The organism is Roseovarius sp. MMSF_3350 (assembly GCF_030733425.1).
In the GTDB taxonomy this organism is placed as follows: Bacteria; Pseudomonadota; Alphaproteobacteria; order Rhodobacterales; family Rhodobacteraceae; genus Roseovarius.
Map to the genome: position 1 here is coordinate 61,294 of NZ_JASHIZ010000017.1, position 17,035 is coordinate 78,328.

Consider the following 17,035-nt stretch of genomic DNA (forward strand, 5'->3'; position numbering starts at 1 on the left):
AGAGGACACCATGCAAGATACAGTCCAGATCAACGATCGTTTCACGATCGCCAAGTTCGCGCCCGAAGCCGATCAGGTCCGGCAGGCCGCGCAGGAGGGCTTCCGATCGCTCATCAACATGCAGACCGATGACGAGGACAAGAAGCTGAAGATGAAACCGGAGGAGGAAGCTGAAACGGCAAGGGAGGCCGGCCTGACCTTTCTGCATCATCCGGTCGACGGCGAGAAACTCTCCGAAGACCTTGTCGATGACTTCCGCCGAAAGGCCATCGACCTGCCGGCCCCGGTGCTGGTTCACTGCGCCTCTGGCAAGCGGTCCGGCGCCTTCGTGATGATGCACATCGGCAGCGAACAAGGCATTACCGGCGACGAGGTCATCCGCAAGGCCGAGGAGATGGGCTTTGAGTGCGACACGCCGGAGCTTGAAGACTTCGTGAAGAGCTACGTGAACAGCCACAACGGTAAATGACTGCAACGGGCCGGGGCACCTACATCTCGGCCTTTTGTGCCCTCACCTTTCCCGAGAGGGGTCCTGCATGTCCAGACGCGATATCAGGCGTGGTTCTTCGATATCACACTGACTTGCCCATTGCGTTCCAGATGGGCCTCCTCGAACTCCGAGAGATCCCGCAAGCCCTTCAGGCGCAGCGACTCTGTGATATGGTTCTCGCCGAAGTGAGCACTGCGCAAGGCTTGCCAGTCCACCTTCGCCTCGTGGACAAAGGTAATGGTGCGCCCTTTCACGAGACGGATGACGATTTGCGAATGCGGCGCGATGGCGTTCACCTGACATAGAGAACCACCACAAGGTGGCCACAAGCTCCGGGATCAACGGCGCGTTACCCTGAGGGCGCGGCTAACGCTCGACCCAAGAATGACGGTCAGAACGATGTCCTGCGCCGACAGGTTCGGGACCGACGTGGTGCCACCCGATAAAGCAGGATGGCGTAGACAAAGATGATCGCTGCGCGGATGCTCATCTGCCACCAGGCGATATGCGGCGTGTCTTGGCCGATCAGGTAATGAAATGTTTCCATGGCCCCGGTTCCCTTTTTTTCGCTTAGCTCGAATATCCCTTTCGGTCCTCTCGAATCTCCACGGATCGGGTTCCACGAGCTACTGACAGTAGACGAGGTGAGTATGTCAAAATGGTCGTGTCGGCACGCTCCATTCCTCTCGTTCTCGCATCGTCACAAATGGGTTGCGCTAACCAAATGGAATTGCCCTAATGAATGCGGGATAAATATGCGGCAATGACGATGAAACAGAGTGAATCTTCAGAACTGCAAGCTCCAGAAAGCCTTCAGCAGCACCTCGCCGCGATCGTCGAGGGGTCGGATGATGCGATCATCACGAAGGGTCTCGATAGCGTCATCCGTAGTTGGAACCCGGGCGCGGAACGGCTTTTCGGATACTCCGCCGAGGAGGCTATCGGTCGGTCGATCACGTTGATCTTCCCTGATGACCGCATGGACGAAGAAGCCGGTTTCATCGCGCGGCTGCGCCGGGGTGAGCGGATCTCCAACCTGGAGACGGTCCGGAAGCGCAAGGACGGAACTCTCGTGCCGATTTCACTCACCGTTTCCCCGGTGCGCAATGCCAACGGCAAAATCATCGGCGCGTCGAAGATCGCACGGGACATCACGCTACAACGCCAGGCCGTGGAGAGGCAGCAACTCCTTCTCTCCGAAATGCGCCATCGGGTCGGAAACTCCTTCGCGGTGGCCGGCGGACTTCTTGGCATCGCGGCGCGTCAGGTGGAGAGCGTCCAAGAGCTCGTCACGGTGATGCGCCAACGCCTCCATGCCTTGGCATCTGTCCATGCGCGCGCCGTCGATGATCCCGCTGGAGCACGGCCGGAGGGCACTGCTCTGGTCCATCTCATCACCTCGATCCTGGAACCCTTCAGCGGGGGCGCTTCCGTGCAACTGGATGTGCCGGAGCTCGACGTGTGTCCGGCCGCCATCACGCCCCTGTCACTCGTTTTCTTCGAGCTGGCGACCAACGCCGTGAAGTATGGAGGTCTCTCTGAAGCAGGTGACGGCATCGCGATCCAGGCGGAGAAGCATGGTAACCGCCTGATCGTCCACTGGACGGAAGCCTGCGCCACGAAGCCCGCATCCGGCGAACCCGGCAAGGCGGGCTTCGGAACACGCATGTGCCAGAACACGGTCGGCTCTTCGCTCGGTGGAAAATTCTCCAGAGATTTCAACCCGAACGGCATGATAGCGACGCTGAACCTCGACCTGACAGCCGTGACGGGCGTGTAGGCGTAGGAGCTCCATTTGGCTCGATGGGCAAGTGCGCCGAAGTATTAGGAGGCTGGACGGGCTTGGCAACGCGCGTCCCAGGTCAATCGGTCTGCTACGACATCTACGAAGGTCGTCTGTTCAACCTGGTTGATGTAGACGGCCAGGACTCTTCCAGAGACATCATATGAGGTTGCGGGAACCAACCGGCCCGAATGCTGCAACCCGCCACGAAAGACCGCTTCGGGGAAAGCTGCGACGCAGCGATGTCCTCGTGGCGAAGGTCAGGTATGGGCCGAGAGCGGCGGGCGTGCAGGATCGCGCAGCGCGTGCCTTGCTGCGTTGCCGCAGGTCCGCTTCGAGCCCATAGTGAGGGATGCTGCATCGTGCACCAATGTCCGCTCCTCGGGCAGCGGCCAAAAACGTGACAAAATCAAACCGAGTTTCGCCAAGGGTTTGCGGCACAAAATTTTTCAATGTTTGCGGGCGCGTAGTCGCCAGCGCCAAAAACGACCGTTTTTGGCGCACAGGTTCTGGCAGGGGGTTTATGTCCTATACGTCGGCGAAGCTTGAATTCGGTGGGCGATGATGGAACGATTGCTTGCTGCTGTTAGCTCGTCAAAGGCAGCAGCAGAACGTCCAATACGGCAGCAGTGCTCGCACCTATACCAGCATCGACGAGGAAGGATCGAATCTGTGTTCCCGAGAGGTGCCGCCCTCGTACGGCTTTGCCCGCGATGATGGCAGAACTGACAAGCGAGGACGTGGCCAGCCCCTCGCTTATCTCGTCGACCAAGCCGTCCCCCTGCAGCACCGCGAGTCTATCATAGACATCACGCGTTAGCTCGGTGTTAGAAAATCCCGAGCTTTCGATGCCGGGCATTTTCGCTGCCACTTCATCGGTCACTCTGATCTCGATATCAGGGTAACGCGCCAGATGCTCCAGAACCTGCGCTTCCGACGCAACGGCCTTCAGCTGCACTTCCCCGATTACGTTGCCATCGACAATAAACTCGACGTCGCCGCCCGGATGATTGGTGAACTCTTTCACCTCGGCTGCCACGGAATCCCAATCTCCGTTTTCGGCCTGCACGAACAAAAGCTCGTGGTAGATGCCTTTCACGTTCGACGCGACGCCGCGAAGCTGGTCTTGAGAAAGCGAGCCCAGATAGTCCGAAAGCTCTTGAGCGCTGGCTGTTCTTAGCGAACCGGTGGAGCGACGTAGCGCTTGGAGTACCAGTTCTTCTTCCAGCGTCCACTCACGGGACGCGTCTTCGATCAGGCGCTGGAACGTGACCGCGATGACGACCGAAGCAAGCCTTGAATGCCTCTCGCTTTCCTCGACCGTGCGAGTTTCGAGGCGCGACGGGATAGTCGGCGATGGTGACGCCGTAGTTTCCACAGGGGTAGTAGGGCGAGTGTGTCTTTGAATGATTGGCATCCAGTATCCGTTTCGCTTGCGTTGTTGGGGGCAATCAGACGGTCCCCGATCAAAGTGCAGAGTGGCAGTAAGCCTTCATGAGAATAGATCCTTAGCACCTCCTTCGATGGCGCGGGCGCATTATCGGCAAGATGCGAAGCGATAGGATCGGCCAGGCGCAGGCTGGCAAACAATGTTCGCACTTCGAACTCCTGCATCTTCTCCGGCTTCCGGGGTCGTCCGAATACCGCCCGTGAAATGAAGAACACGCAAAGCAGGCCAAGCACGGCTCCTATGGCAGGCAGGATGATTGCGCCCGCAATGGCACCCATGCCAAAGATCGAGCCGATCCAGTACATTTGTGCGGACGTGGCAGCCGCTCCGCTCAATGCACCAATGGCCGTACCGGTCGACGCTGATCCGAAGGCAGAGATGAACATGAGCATGCCACCAATAGTGGCCGCGCCAGTAATTTTGCCAGTTGCGATCTGTGCGACGTGACGTGCCCGGCGGGTGCGCCGTCCTGATGCTTGGGTGATCGCGGCGATGATGCCGTTTAGATCACGCTCGATATGCCGCAGATGCTTTTTTGTGTTCACGCAATTTTCCTTTTCTATCCAGCTCAGCGATCTGATTGGCGCAAACTGCGATGCTATAGTTCATTTGAAAGTCGTGAAACCGCAGATGCTGCCGTTCTGAAATCTCGCAGCACCTGTCATTACGAGCTTTTTCGGGAGCTTTTCTGCACCGCAAGTCACCGGCAGAATCGACCGTTTATGCCGCGAAGGTTTTGGCAAGGGAATCTTGCCTGAGACACAGGTGCGATTTTTGCCGGTCTCTGAAAAGCACTCGACAAGATCATTCTCTCATTGGAAACATAAGGACATGGATGTAACAGCGAAAACAGACCGGCAAATTCAGAATGGACCTGTCACGGAATTGTTCCGCTCCTTTGACTTGGTATTTTGCCACAAAGGAGAAACATCATGGCATCGAAACCATCGGGTTCCGACCGGAGCAGAAACTCCTGCTGCAACGGCAGCTTCCTCACTGGACAGGCCCGCTGCAATCTCCCGCCAGAACCGGCACAGATTCTCACGCTGCCAGACTGGCGGCCGCCCTGGCGAGGATAATTTGCGCCGCGAAGACCGCTCGGATTTCCGTCTTCCTGTCGTCATCAACACCTCCAAGATCAGGGTGTTGCGACGACCGGTTGAATCCGCCCAATATTGTTCCCACGATTATCAGAAGCTTCTGCGCCAGCATGGCTTCCGGGTATCGATGAGTGGAACCGGAAATTGCTACGATAACGCGGCGGTGGAAACGTTCTTCAAAACCATCAAGGCGGAGCTGCTGTGGCAACGGTCCTGGCGAACGCGACGTGACACCGAGATCGCCATCTTCGAATACATCAACGGGTTCTACAATCCACGACGCAGGCATTCAGCCTTAGGCTGGAAAAGCCCATTGGCATTCGAAAGAAAGGCCGCTTAAGTGAGCAAACGGAGCGGCATCAAACCGTGACAGGTCCAGTTCGTCTGGCTTGACCTGTCCCTTTTCCAAGGCCGTTCGCAAGTAGAGCTATTTTCCCTTTTGTGTGGCATCACTCGGCGGCGTGAGCAACGCGCGCGGCGGCGCGGAGCCATTAGACAGCTCAAGAGGCGGCGCCCATTGCGTATTGGCGAAGGGTCGCGGGGCACCGAGCTTTTCCGGGGCTTGCTTCAGACTGCTGTGCGGCCGCTTGGTGTTGTAGTCGATCCTCCAGTCCTCGATGCCACGAGCACCATGACCCATGCCGTAGGTTGCTGGCACGCGGACGGGGAGGTGCCGCGGCCGCTGGAGCAGCGTCGGCACCCCGGTCGACAAAAGTGTTGACAATTTTGTCGGCATGTTTAGGCTGAGAGTGGTTGAGCGTGTGGAGGCGCTCAGACGAGGAGGAAAATATGAATATCCCAAAAACGATGGCGGCAATCATTGCCGGCACAGTCTCTCTATCGGCAATCACGGCTGCGTCGGCACAAAGCACGTCGATCAGTCTCGCTCATGGCGCTGCTCCGGATCACCCATGGAATCTGGCGGCTCAGAAGTTCGCAGAAGAGGTGAGCGAACAGAGTGACGGTGATATTTCCGTCAATATCTTCACTGCAGGCCAGATGGGCAGCGAGCGCGAGATGGTCGAAGCGACCCAGAGCGGATCGATCCAGATGAGTCTCGTCAGCACAATGGCGATGTCGGGGACTGAGCCATCTCTGCAAGTATTCGATCTACCTTATCTCTTCCCGAATGAGGAGACCGCCTACGAAGTTCTCGACGGAGAGATCGGTGAAGAAGTCGCCGCACCGTTGCTCAACAAAGGGCTTCGCAACCTTGCTTACTGGGAGAATGACTATCGCCAGCTCTCGAATGACGTCCGTCCGATCGAGTCGATCGAGGATGTCGAAGGACTGAAGATCAGGGTCCCCGAAACTCCGATCCTGATGACATGGGTCGAGGAGCTGGGAGGGGTTGCGACGCCTATTCCGTATACTGAGCTCTATGGCGCTCTTCAGCAGGGAGTCGTGGACGGACAAGACAACGGAATTTTGCTGATGAGGTCGGCAAACTACTACGAAGTTCAAGACTACTACACGCTCACGCGCCACATTTACGCGCCGGTCGCATTCCTCGTGAATGAGAACTTCTATCAGAGCTTGAGTGACGAAAGCCGCGGGATCATCCAGACCGCAGCAGAGAACGCACGCGACTATCAGCGCGAGATTTCCCGCGAGGCTCGGGAGCAAGATTTGGCGACAATGGAGGAGGCAGGCCTTCAGATCACGGAGCTATCTGATGAGGCCATGCAGGAGTTCCAGGACTCTGCTTCGCCCGTCTACGAAGCAATGCGCGATGTCGTCAATCAAGAGATAGTCGACCGCATTCGCGCGATAGCCGACGAGAACGCGAGCTGATCGTCACACTTGGGGCGGCGATTTCGTCGCCCCTACCTCCTTAAAAGGCGAGTCTGATTATGCTGCTCCATATAGAGAGATGGGTGGCTCGCGTCGAGGCGTGGGTCATCGCCGCCCTGATGCTGACACTATCTGTTCTGGTCTTCGCCCAGGTCGTTAACCGATACATATTGACGTATTCAACGCCGTGGCTCGAGGAATTAACGCGCTACTTGATGGTGTGGATGGTCTTGATTGGCGCTGCCTACGCGGTCCGCAATCGGCAGCATTTGAAAGTAGACATCGTAGAGGCGCTTTTACCAAGCGCAAGGGCTCGGCGGAACTATGAGCGCTTTTTGGCTGCGCTTGGGCTGGGGTTCTCAATCCTCTTGGTGATCCTGGCATACTCGGTAGTGAGCCGCACCTACCAATACGGACAAACGTCGTCAGCACTACGCCTTCCAATGTGGCTCGCAAACGGAAGTTTCCTTGTCGCTGGCTTGCTCATGACATTCCACTACCTGCTGGATCTGCTGGGGCGAGGGCCCGACTCTGCCGAGGGTGAAGCATGAGCCTCTTTGCAATCTTTCTGGGGATCGCCCTACTCGGATTCCCTATAGCTTTCGCTTTTGCGCTCGCCGGTCTGCTGCAGATGACGATCACCAGCGGTCCGACGCTCAACTTCGACTCTGTCGTTTCTGTGGCTTTCGGCGGACTTGACAGCTTTGTCCTGATGGCAATCCCGTTTTTTATCTTCGCTGGCGACCTAATGAAGCAGGGAGGCATCGTTCGGCATCTAATTGACTTCTCCTCTCTCTTTAGCAAGGGTGGTCGGTCAAGCATTGGTTCCATCACTGTCCTCACTTCCAGCTTTTTTGGAGCGATCTCTGGGTCATCTGCCGCATCGGTTGCTGCTGTCGGCTCTGTCATGCTGCCCGAGATGGAGCGACGCTCCTACGGACGAGCTTATGCGGCGGCACTAACTGCAGCGTCGGGCTTCATCGGCATCCTCATTCCACCGAGTATCCCTTTGATCCTTTACGGATTGGCATCCTCGGCCTCCATCGGGGATCTGTTCCTCGCTGGTATCGGCCCCGGGCTTCTTGCTGCAGCGCTCTTCATCATCCTTAATAGGTGGACGCTGTCGCGACAAATCAGCGAGGAGAGCGACCAACTGGGTCAGAAAAAATCTGCTCTTCGCACGATTCTTTACGCCGTCCCCGGCCTGGTGCTCCCGATCCTGATATTGGGAGGGATTTATTCCGGGGTTTTCACACCTACCGAAGCTGCCGCTATGGCAGTCGCTTATGCCTTGGTAGTCGGAAGGTTCGTCTACCGGAGCTTCACGTTCGCCGAGATTCCAAAAATCGCACTTGGCTCCGCCGTTACATCCGCTACCATCATGATCATCATCGGCTTCGCCGCCTTCTTCGGGCGGGTGATGACGATCGAGCAAATGCCAGCAGCAATTTCCGGCATGATGCTCGGGATCACTGAGAACCCCGTGCTCCTGATGCTTCTGATCAACCTGTTTCTGCTTTGCCTCGGCATGTTCATCGAAACCGCAACAGTTATCCTCCTTGCGACACCGATTCTGCTTCCGATCGCAAGCAGCATCGGCGTTGATCCGGTTCATTTCGGAGTTATCATGGTGATGAATCTGGCTATCGGCCTGATCACGCCACCGATGGCGCTCAACATTTTCGTCATTTCCCGCATTGCCAACATTCCGATCCGGGATGTGATCGGGCCCATTATTCCATTCGTCGTTACGTCACTAATCCTTCTTATGCTTGTTACTTTCGTTCCTGCAATCTCAATGTTCCTACCGATGTATCTCGGCTGATCAAAAGGAGTCTTCCACCGTGGACAAGAGAAAACGCCTGAAGCAACTCATCGCGAACGATGGCATGGTGGTAGCCCCGGGCGCCTTTGATGCTCTCACCGCCAGGATTGTTCAGCAGGTTGGCTTTGATGTTTGTTATATGGGCGGCAATGGCACTGTCGCTTCGATGCTTGGTGTTCCCGATATCGGCTTAGCCAGCTCATCGGAGATGGTCGAGCGCGCCCGCAATATAAACAACGCGATTGATATTCCGCTGATTTGCGATGCCGACACCGGCTATGGAAATGTCAACAACGTGGTGCGAGCAGTTCGAGATTTTGAGCAGGCAGGCGTGGCGGGGATTCATATAGAAGACCAAGTCACGCCGAAAAGGTGCGGTGCCATGGAAGGCTTGAAGCTGGTGTCTGCAGAGGAATGTGCCGAAAAAATTCGGGCTGCGGTCGACACCCGCCGGGACTCAGACTTCTTGATTATCGCTCGAACTGACGCAAGAGCAGTCCATGGCCTCAGCGAGGCCATCCGCCGCGTTCAGATGTTCGAAGCTGCGGGAGCGGATCTGGTCTTCGCAGAGATGCTGGAGTCACTCGATGAAATCCGGTCGGTCGTATCGAGCGTTGGTGTTCCAGTGCTACAGGATACTCTGGAGACTTCTCCTGATGTCGTTTTTAGCCATGAAGAACTCGAAGCCGCCGGCGTCAAGGTGTCGATCCACTCGATGCTCCCGACGCTTACACATGCGAATTCTATGATGACCCTCATGAGCAGGCTGCGCTCGGAGGGAACGTCGAAGGGACTTATGGAAGGGATGATGGACCTGCATCGCTATGAAGAGATTCTTGGCATTAAAGAGCAGGCTGAGCTACAGAAAACGTACGGCACGTGAGGTAGGAGAGCTGCGTGGAAACTAAGACGGTCTGCAATGGAGATAACGCTGCAAAAATCGAGCATGTCCTGCGAGACCGTATCAGTCGGCACAAAATTGCCCCTGGCGCAAAGCTCCGTGAGGTGGCCTTGGCCGATGAATTCTCTGTTAGTCGTGCTCGGGTCCGTCTGGCGCTTCAATCCTTGGAGGGGCACGGGCTCGTTGAGCACACACCCAACAGGGGGTTTAGTGTTAGACGGTTAGATGCAGCGGAGCTTTTTCAGCTCTACGACACCTTCGAAGTTCTCGAAGGGTTGTCCGCCCGCCTGGCTGTCGAGAATGCCCCAGGCTGGGACTGGGCGCCCCTCGCGGATGCCTTCGGCGAGGAGCTTGAGGAACGCGTTGCGGCTGATGATTTTGACGCCATGTTCGACGCGGTTATGTTTTATCGTCAGGAGGTGAATCAAGCGGCTGCGAATAGGACCTTGGATGGCTTCTTAATGAGTATCTACGACAGAGTGCACATGATCATAAGAAGAACTCTCCTTCTCCCGGGACGCGCCAGACAAAGCCTCCAAGAGCACCGCTTGATCATCTCTGCCATCCAGAACAGAGATGGTCAGACTGCCGAGGAGCTCAAGCGCAGGAACATGCGCTCCGCTCGGCAGCAAATACGCGAGCACATCGACTTGATGCTGTGAGTGAAGTCTTGGTGGCGGATGCGTATGGCGTGGAAGGGCCCGCTTTGATCAATGGATTCCTTGAAGAAGCACCCGTGCGTGCGAAGCTGTACCACCTGACGTGGCCGCCGTTTTCCGAGCCGGCGGACCGTTTCCTGGCTTGAGGTGTGTGTTTGCGCTGCCTGAGCAATGGCCGTCGGCGCGGAACTTTCCATCGAGTGAAGCGCCGATGGCCGTTGCGATTTCAGAGCTGGCGGAGGTCTATTTCAGCTCATGACGTCGCGGACTTACCGTCTCTGCCAAGATTGAGCCGAGGGCAGCCGGGTGCCTCAGCACGGGCGCCTTGTCGACCGAGAGCGCGCCGATGATCAGGCAGCTAAGAACGTCCGCCAGGAACGCACCCTGGATGGAAAATGCTTGGCTTTACACGGGCGCACAGAACGAATACAGAACAACGGGCAGCAGGTACCGGAGGCTCCGTCAAGAATGGCGGGGCCTTCTCAATGTTCGTCGCTGGTCCCAGAAGTCTCTGATCGAGCGTCGTCGCGGTGGAAGCGCCAGTTCAGCCACTTGACGTAGGCGACCGCAAGGGCACCGAGCCCAAGGCCGATGAGCGGTATGGCAAAATCATACGTGGTCATAGAGTCACCTCCTGTCGCGATTCGTTGGAGACTGAGGACGAGATAGCTGACGCCGTGGGAGAAGCAGCCCCTCTTTGTGCACGCAGGTAAGCGGTGGCTGCGGCCCACGTTGTCGGGCATCGGCATGATTGCGAGATCTACCCATCTCAAGATGGGGAGTGCGTTTCGCAATGTGTGCTACGAATTCGTTTCTCAGATCGCTGGGTGTGGAGGTCCATGCGTCAGGGCACCGACGGTGGCCGGATGATGTGAAGGCTCAGGTTGTCGCGGAGACGCTGGAGCCGGGCGCGACCGTGAACTCCGTGGCCGAGCGGTATGGGGTTAAGCCGAACCAGTTGTCCGCCTGGCGGGGCTTGGCGAAGAGGGGCAAGTTGGTCCTGCCTGCGGCCTCGGAGGCTGATGCGCTCCCGGCCTTCGCGCCCCTCGTCCTGCGCGAGCCGGAGGAGTCAGTGGAGCGGGAGGCTTTGCCGCAGTCGGGCGACCTGCTTCGCATTGCCGTCGGCGCTGTCAGGATCGAGCTCGCCGCCGGCACGCCTGCAAGACGGATCGCCGAGATCGTTCATGCGCTCGGAGCTGAGGCATGATGATGCCGTCCCACACCGTCCGCATCCTGGTGGCGACACAGCCGGTCGACTTCAGGAAAGGACACGACGGGTTGGCGGCACTGGTGCAATCGGTGCTGAAGGAGGATCCGTTCACCGGCACCGTCTTTGTGTTCCGGGCCAAGCGGGCCGACAGGCTGAAGATCCTGTTCTGGGACGGGAGCGGTCTGGTGATGGCATACAAACGCCTGGAGGAGACCGCCTTCATCTGGCCCGCGATCCGGGACGGCGTGATGACGTTGAACCGGGCGCAGTTCGAGGCGCTGTTTGCCGGGTTGGACTGGCGAAAGGTCAGGTCGCTGGAAGCGCGCCGACCGGCTACGGCAGAGTGATATAGCGGACGAATTGACGTGCAATTCCAGTCTCTTCCGGGTATGTTCGGTGCATGCCTGCCGCCGTAGAAATAGACCTGTCGGCCATTCCCGAGGACCAGCGTGAAGCTGTCGCCGCACTGCTGCGCGAGCGGGGTGAGCTCAAGAATGAAGCGGCGAGCCTCAAGGACGAAACAGCCATCCTCAGGAGCGAGACGGCCGGTCTCAAGGACATCATCAAGCGCCTCGAGCACCTGGTGGCCGAGCTGAACCACCTCGTCCATGGCAAGCGATCCGAGAAGCTCAGCGAAGATGAACGGCAGCTGGCCTTCGAGGATCTCGAGACGGCCGTCGCCGAAGCCAATGAGCAAAAGGAGACGCAGGCTCCTTCGGACGGCACGTCCCGTCGCACGGCGTCTTCGGCCAAGCGCAACCGCGGCAACCTGCCCGAGGACGGTGGTGTAACTTCAGGTCTGGAAATTCATTTGACGCTGGCGCCATGAGCCACTGCCGGGGCCGGCCCCGGCAGTGGCTGCCCATTCTGGTATTCCATGGAATTGCAAAACCAACCATGGAGACAGACAAATGGACGAAGACAAGGATACGACGGTCGTGGCCCTCATGGAACATCTGATCGAACATGGCCCGGACGACATGGCGACTGTCTTTGCCCGGGCCTTCGAGTTGGCCATGCAGATCGAGCGCGAGCGCTTTCTCGGAGCCGGTCGTTATGAGCGCACGCCTGGACGGCAGGGGTATGCCAACGGCTACAAGCCCAAGCGCATCGACACGCCGGCCGGCACGGTCTCGGTGCAGGTGCCCAAGACTGCCGATCATGAGGGCCAGCCGTTCTACCCGCAGTCGCTGGAGCGCGGGCGACGCTCGGTGCGTGCCGTGATGCTGGCGGTGGCCGAAATGTATGTGAAGGGCGTCTCCACCCGCGAAGCGGAAGCGGTGATGCGCGAGTTCGGCATCGAAAGCCTGTCGTCCAGCCAAGTCAGCCGCGCCGCCAAGCTGCTCGATGACGAACTGGCGGCCTGGCGCAACCGGCCTCTCGGCGAGATCAAATATCTGATCCTCGATGCCCGGTATGAAAAGATGCGCCATGGCGGGATCGTGCGCGATGCCGCGGTGCTCTCGGCCATAGGGATAGGCCCTGATGAGCGGCGCCGCGTGCTCGGCGTTTCCGTCGCCCTGTCGGAGGCCGAGGTGCATTGGCGCGCCTTCCTGGAAAGCCTCCAGGCCCGCGGCCTGCGCGGGGTCGAATACGTCGTCTCCGATGACCATAGCGGCCTGCGGGCTGCCCGTCGTGCTGTTCTGGGCGGCGCCACATGGCAGCGCTGCCAGTTCCACCTCGCCCGGAACGCCATCCATCACGCGCCGAACGCCGAGATCCGCAAGCGCATCGGCAAGCAGCTGAAATCAGTCTGGACGGCAGACAGTCTTGCGAAGGCGGAAACCGCCGTGGCCGAACTGGTGGCAGGCTATCGCGACACCGCGCCGAAACTGGCCGCATGGCTCGAGGAGAATGTGCCCGAAGGCCTGGCGGTGTTCACGCTGCCCGAACACCATCGCAAACGGATGCGCACCTCGAACCCCATGGAGCGCTCCGTCCAGCAGGAACTGAAGCGTCGCACCGTCAAGGTCCGAGTGTTTCCGAACGAGGCCGCCCTCGAGCGCCTGGTCAGTGCCGTGCTGGTCGAGGTCGACGAAAAATGGGCCTCGGACACCAAGGCCTACCTCAAATGGGAATGCCAGGATGCGTGATCATGGCGTCGGCCAATTTCCAGACACCAAGTTGCTCTATCGAGGCGCAAATCCTGATCGAGCAATGGCGCATCCACTACAACACCGTCAGGCCGCATAGCTCGTTAGGGTATCGGCCGCCTGCGCCGGAAAGCATCGTTCCGATGGACCAAAAGCCCACGATGCACTAACAATTAAACCGGACCACCCGACGGGGGCACACCAGCGACCGATGTCGGTTCAGTGAGAGTGTTGCTCGCGGCTTCAAAAGCGAGCCGCCGCGAACGGCCCTTTGCGGCCATTCATCTCATAGAGCCGATGCTGCGTTGCGACCCGTCAAAGCGGACCCCTATCGATTGCGAGATCATGGGTCACAAGTTTAGTGGTTTTGATAGAACCAAGCCCGAGACTGTTCCATCCGAACTAAAATTTGGCGAGATATGGTAGTCATTGAATTCATTGTGCATCTGGCAAAGAGTTCTAAGCTCGTCCTCATCTATCTCGTAGAGTGCGGACGATTTATGCTCTTCGGAGTTCGAAGCCTCAAGAATTACCTTAAGTGGCCAGCTTGGATCAATCCGGCCCTTCAGAAACTTCGATCCCAACTCTTTGATTTTCCGACCAACATTGTGCTGCAAATTAAATTTGGCTAAGTCGGCCTGGTAAAAAGATACCCCAAATTCAGAAGCCTTCTTGCTCAGCGGCAAGAAATCTTGGTCAGAAGAAACCACACAAATAACGTCAGCTTCGTAATTATAAAGAGCATCCATAGCGCGTATCACAATACGCGTGTCAACTTCTTTTTCGCCAAAGCTGCTAAGACCTTTTGGCCCTACATGGTAACAAAAGAACCCTTGCTCCGATTGAGAGTATTCTGGATTCGCTTTTAACTTTGCAATGAAATCATCATAGGCATTGTAATCGCGTTCGTTTCCATAAACTTCAATGACCCCTTTACCCGCATTCTTAACAAGCCTTTGCAGGTTAAAATTACCGGATCGAGCCTCTTTACGCAGCTTCCACTCGATATCTTTGTGAGGTGACGGAGCATAAAAAAGATCAAATTGCGGAGAAAATTTCAAATAGGTCTTATTTGGATCGATCCAAATGCCTTCGTTATCAGTCGTTCGGATGTCCTCTGTGACGCCTTCAAAGTCTGCGAACTCTCCGCCTGAAATTTCTACGATACTCTTCTTAATTCTTTCAAAGGCATCATAAATTTGAAAAAAAGCGAAGCGACTTAGAATGAGCCCATCCTTGATAGGCATACCGGCCTCAGCAAGCCACTTATGCAAGCGCATATACATTCCGTTGAGATCAACTTGAACGAGCACTCTGTAGGTCTCGACTTTTCCGCCAGCTTTCTTGATAGCTTTCGTTGCTACTTCTTCTCTGGCGAAGGAGAACTCTTTCCATTTTTCAGGCGCATATTCAGCAACTTTAATGTCTCTATTCCGTGGATTTCGGTCACCAAAGTCGCCAATCATTTATCTTTCCGCCATAATTTGTAACTGCTTCCGGACACAGTATCGTCATGGCGCAGCGCTTCAAGCGTTTGAACGCAGCCCAAACGAGAATTTTGGCCGATGTCGTCCTGAGTCGCCGACATTCATGCAAGCGGCAGCATCCACACCTTGGGCTCACCAACACCATTGAATCAGTGCCAGTATTCGTGGATTTGGCCTGTCATTGAACAGCCGCTTTGGCCAGATTGCCCCCAGAGCTCGCGCACTTGCAGCGAACGGCAGCTTCCCGCCGATTCTGTGGAAAAACGCCCGTTCGCGAGCGCAGAAATAGCTGTTTCAAATCCGGCGCAAGCGCCTTTCTGATCAGGCTTTGCGCGCTTGCTGCGGTGCAGGAAAGATCTTTGCCAATTTCCGGAGGTTCTGGGCGGTTGCGGCGAGCAGGAATTCGTCATTTGCGCCGCATGGACCACGTAATCGGAGCCTTCCGAGGCCGAGGATCCGTTTGACGTGGGCGAAGAGCATCTCGACCTTCTTCCGGAGCTTCATCGAGATCTCGTATTGGCGGGTCTTCGCGATGTCTCGGGCGACCTGGCGGGCGTCTTCGTGTTCCTCGCGGGTGATGGATCTGACATCGGCGTTCGGGCAGCATTGCTGTTTCGACGGGCAGGCCTGGCAGGTCAGTTTCAGAGCGCGGTATTTGGCCCGACCTTCACTGGTCGGCCCCCGGCTCGGGTCGGAATAGTTCCGGCGGAACTGCTTCAGCTCGTGTCCTTCTGGGCAGATGTATCGATCGTTCTCGGCGTCCCAGTCGAAGTCCGCCCGGCTCCAGGTGCCGTCGGTGCGCCCGGACTTGTCGAAGACTGGAATGTGCGGGGCGATCTTGCGGTCGACCAGCCAGCCCAGCATCGGCCCGGTGCCATAGGCGGTGTCCGCGATCAGGCGTTCGGGGTGCAGATCGAACTTCTCCTTTACGCGCTTCAACATCGTCTTGGTGGATCCGACCTCCGCCTGCCTGATCGACCGTGTCGCCTCGACATCGACTATGACACCGTTATCCGTGTCGATCAGGTAGTTGTCGGAAAAGCTGAAGAATGCTGGCCCTTTGCGCGCCGCAGTCCACTGGCTGGCCGGGTCGGAAAGCGACGTGAACTTGGGTTGCACTTCGCTGGCGGCCCCAAACGCGGCCTCATCCAGAGTGTCCAGATACTCGCGAACCGCGCGGGGCGCATCGGCTGGATCGATCTGTGAGACGTCCCAATCCTCCTTCGGAGTCGAGTTCTGCTTGTTCGCGTCCGCCTCGATCAGGCTGGCATCCACCGCCATGCGCTGGCCGCTCACCAGCCCCTCCTCGATACAGCGCGCCACCGTCGTCTCGAACAGGTGGCGCAGCAGCTCGCTGTCACGAAACCGGCCGTGCCGGTTCTTCGAAAACGTCGAGTGATCCGGGACCTGGTCGGCCAGATCGAGGCGGCAAAACCATCGATACGCCAGGTTCAGATGCACCTCTTCGCACAGCCGCCGCTCGGACCGGATGCCGAAGCAGTATCCGACCAACAGCATGCGGATCAGCAACTCGGGATCGACGGAGGGACGGCCCGTGTGACTGTAGAAATCCGCGAGGTGGGCGCGGATGCCGCTCAGGTCGACGAAGCGAGCGATGGACCGCAGCAGGTGATCCTGCGGGACGTGATCTTCCAGAGAAAAATCGTAGAACAGCGCCGGTTGCGCTTCCTGCTGCGGTCCCATCATCATCGATCCTCCCCTCAATTACAGGAATTGAATCAGCAGTTCAGGTCTCGATCAAGGAAGAGTTTTTCAACAAAATACGCCCTTTGTGTGGGACCCGCCGGGTTCGGCGGTGTGATCATGGCCGACAGCCCGCTTGCAAGCTCTGGCGAGTGTGAGTTCTTTCTTGCAGAGAAGGTCCGTATACCCCCCACCGCTACAGCGCTGCGCCGCCGCTGAATGCGACTAACTGATCATCCTCCACTCAAGCTGGTGAGGCGAAGACCGCTTCCCAGGATGGGCGGCGCTGGTCGTAACTGGGTGTCATGAAGATTGATGGGCAATGGCAAGATTCATCGCAGCCAGGACAACAACCGAGATTGCTGTGCTTCAGTGCGCCCTCGGGCGAAGGAAGAAATCCGCAGAAGACGGCAGGGATAGCTAAATCCGTGTAAGATACTGATATTTATTAGGTTATTGGATTTCAGCTCTTCCGCGGCACGCAAAAAATATGCGCGCCGCAAAAAAATATGCGCTCACCTACAGGAACGCGAGTTGGA

General features: G+C 57.4%; 18 protein-coding genes and 2 pseudogenes. 13 read left to right on the forward strand and 7 right to left on the reverse strand.

Annotated features, from left to right (window positions below; genetic code table 11):
* The first annotated feature begins 10 nt into the window (after positions 1–10).
* Positions 11–469, forward strand: coding sequence for a beta-lactamase hydrolase domain-containing protein (locus RBB31_RS15585; RefSeq protein WP_306130228.1), 459 nt, complete (start codon positions 11–13; stop codon positions 467–469).
* Positions 470–552: 83 nt separating this feature from the next.
* Here RBB31_RS15585 and RBB31_RS15590 read toward each other — a convergent pair whose 3' ends face one another.
* A complete protein-coding gene (locus RBB31_RS15590; protein WP_306130229.1) occupies positions 553–786 on the reverse strand; it encodes a YetF domain-containing protein in 234 nt (77 codons plus the stop codon).
* Positions 787–881: 95 nt separating this feature from the next.
* The gene (locus tag RBB31_RS15595; RefSeq protein WP_306130230.1) at positions 882–1,037 is read right to left on the reverse strand and encodes a hypothetical protein; all 156 of its coding nucleotides are present in this window, start codon (positions 1,035–1,037) and stop codon (positions 882–884) included.
* Between the two features lie 216 nt (positions 1,038–1,253).
* On the opposite strand from RBB31_RS15595, the gene RBB31_RS15600 reads away from it, so the two are divergent.
* A complete protein-coding gene (locus RBB31_RS15600; RefSeq protein WP_306130231.1) occupies positions 1,254–2,270 on the forward strand; it encodes a PAS domain S-box protein in 1,017 nt (338 codons plus the stop codon).
* Between the two features lie 589 nt (positions 2,271–2,859).
* On the opposite strand, the gene RBB31_RS15605 is transcribed toward RBB31_RS15600, so the two are convergent.
* Positions 2,860–3,651, reverse strand: a complete 792-nt coding sequence (locus RBB31_RS15605) for a hypothetical protein (protein WP_306130232.1) — start codon at positions 3,649–3,651, stop codon at positions 2,860–2,862.
* Between the two features lie 1,239 nt (positions 3,652–4,890).
* Between RBB31_RS15605 and RBB31_RS15610 the strand changes: the two are divergent.
* Positions 4,891–5,163: pseudogene (locus tag RBB31_RS15610) on the forward strand (integrase core domain-containing protein); the annotation flags it as partial.
* 87 nt (positions 5,164–5,250) lie between these two features.
* On the opposite strand, the gene RBB31_RS20595 reads toward RBB31_RS15610, so the two are convergent.
* Positions 5,251–5,559 carry an integrase core domain-containing protein gene (locus RBB31_RS20595; RefSeq protein ID WP_371931337.1) on the reverse strand — a complete coding sequence of 103 codons (309 nt, stop codon included), beginning with the start codon at positions 5,557–5,559 and terminating at the stop codon, positions 5,251–5,253.
* Between the two features lie 53 nt (positions 5,560–5,612).
* On the opposite strand from RBB31_RS20595, the gene RBB31_RS15615 reads away from it, so the two are divergent.
* The 5 genes from RBB31_RS15615 to RBB31_RS15635 are packed head-to-tail and all read left to right on the forward strand — an operon-like array spanning position 5,613 to position 10,005.
* Positions 5,613–6,617, forward strand: a complete 1,005-nt coding sequence (locus RBB31_RS15615; RefSeq protein WP_306130233.1) for a TRAP transporter substrate-binding protein — start codon at positions 5,613–5,615, stop codon at positions 6,615–6,617.
* A gap of 59 nt (positions 6,618–6,676) precedes the next feature.
* Positions 6,677–7,168 (forward strand): TRAP transporter small permease, encoded by a 492-nt coding sequence (locus tag RBB31_RS15620; protein WP_306130234.1) that lies wholly within the window; start codon positions 6,677–6,679, stop codon positions 7,166–7,168.
* A complete protein-coding gene (locus tag RBB31_RS15625) occupies positions 7,165–8,442 on the forward strand; it encodes a TRAP transporter large permease (protein ID WP_306130235.1) in 1,278 nt (425 codons plus the stop codon). The genes RBB31_RS15620 and RBB31_RS15625 overlap by 4 nt, the downstream gene beginning before the upstream one ends.
* Positions 8,443–8,461: 19 nt before the next feature.
* On the forward strand, positions 8,462–9,325 hold the full coding sequence (locus tag RBB31_RS15630) for an oxaloacetate decarboxylase (RefSeq protein ID WP_306130236.1): 864 nt from the start codon (positions 8,462–8,464) through the stop codon (positions 9,323–9,325).
* Positions 9,326–9,339: 14 nt separating this feature from the next.
* Positions 9,340–10,005, forward strand: a complete 666-nt coding sequence (locus RBB31_RS15635) for a GntR family transcriptional regulator (RefSeq protein ID WP_306130237.1) — start codon at positions 9,340–9,342, stop codon at positions 10,003–10,005.
* A 479-nt stretch (positions 10,006–10,484) separates the two neighbouring features.
* On the opposite strand, the gene RBB31_RS15640 is transcribed toward RBB31_RS15635, so the two are convergent.
* Positions 10,485–10,625, reverse strand: coding sequence for a hypothetical protein (locus RBB31_RS15640; RefSeq protein ID WP_306130238.1), 141 nt, complete (start codon positions 10,623–10,625; stop codon positions 10,485–10,487).
* A gap of 170 nt (positions 10,626–10,795) precedes the next feature.
* Here RBB31_RS15640 and RBB31_RS15645 point away from each other — a divergent pair, with 170 nt between their 5' ends.
* From RBB31_RS15645 to RBB31_RS15665, 5 genes and pseudogenes are all read left to right on the forward strand, one after another.
* Positions 10,796–11,209, forward strand: coding sequence for a transposase (locus RBB31_RS15645; RefSeq protein ID WP_306130239.1), 414 nt, complete (start codon positions 10,796–10,798; stop codon positions 11,207–11,209).
* The gene (gene tnpB / locus RBB31_RS15650; RefSeq protein WP_306130240.1) at positions 11,206–11,559 is read left to right on the forward strand and encodes an IS66 family insertion sequence element accessory protein TnpB; all 354 of its coding nucleotides are present in this window, start codon (positions 11,206–11,208) and stop codon (positions 11,557–11,559) included. The genes RBB31_RS15645 and tnpB overlap by 4 nt, the downstream gene beginning before the upstream one ends.
* A 53-nt stretch (positions 11,560–11,612) precedes the next feature.
* Complete coding sequence (locus RBB31_RS15655; RefSeq protein WP_306130241.1) at positions 11,613–12,041, forward strand: transposase; 429 nt, start codon at positions 11,613–11,615, stop codon at positions 12,039–12,041.
* An 82-nt stretch (positions 12,042–12,123) separates the two neighbouring features.
* On the forward strand, positions 12,124–13,305 hold the full coding sequence (locus RBB31_RS15660) for an IS256 family transposase (protein ID WP_306130242.1): 1,182 nt from the start codon (positions 12,124–12,126) through the stop codon (positions 13,303–13,305).
* Positions 13,306–13,346: 41 nt separating this feature from the next.
* Positions 13,347–13,475, forward strand: a pseudogene (locus RBB31_RS15665) (integrase core domain-containing protein); the annotation flags it as partial.
* Positions 13,476–13,655: 180 nt separating this feature from the next.
* Here RBB31_RS15665 and RBB31_RS15670 read toward each other — a convergent pair.
* Positions 13,656–14,771: an NYN domain-containing protein gene (locus RBB31_RS15670; protein ID WP_306130243.1), complete on the reverse strand. Its 1,116-nt coding sequence runs from the start codon at positions 14,769–14,771 to the stop codon at positions 13,656–13,658.
* Positions 14,772–15,113: 342 nt separating this feature from the next.
* Positions 15,114–16,499 (reverse strand): IS1182 family transposase, encoded by a 1,386-nt coding sequence (locus tag RBB31_RS15675; protein WP_306130259.1) that lies wholly within the window; start codon positions 16,497–16,499, stop codon positions 15,114–15,116.
* Between the last annotated feature and the right edge of the window lie 536 nt (positions 16,500–17,035).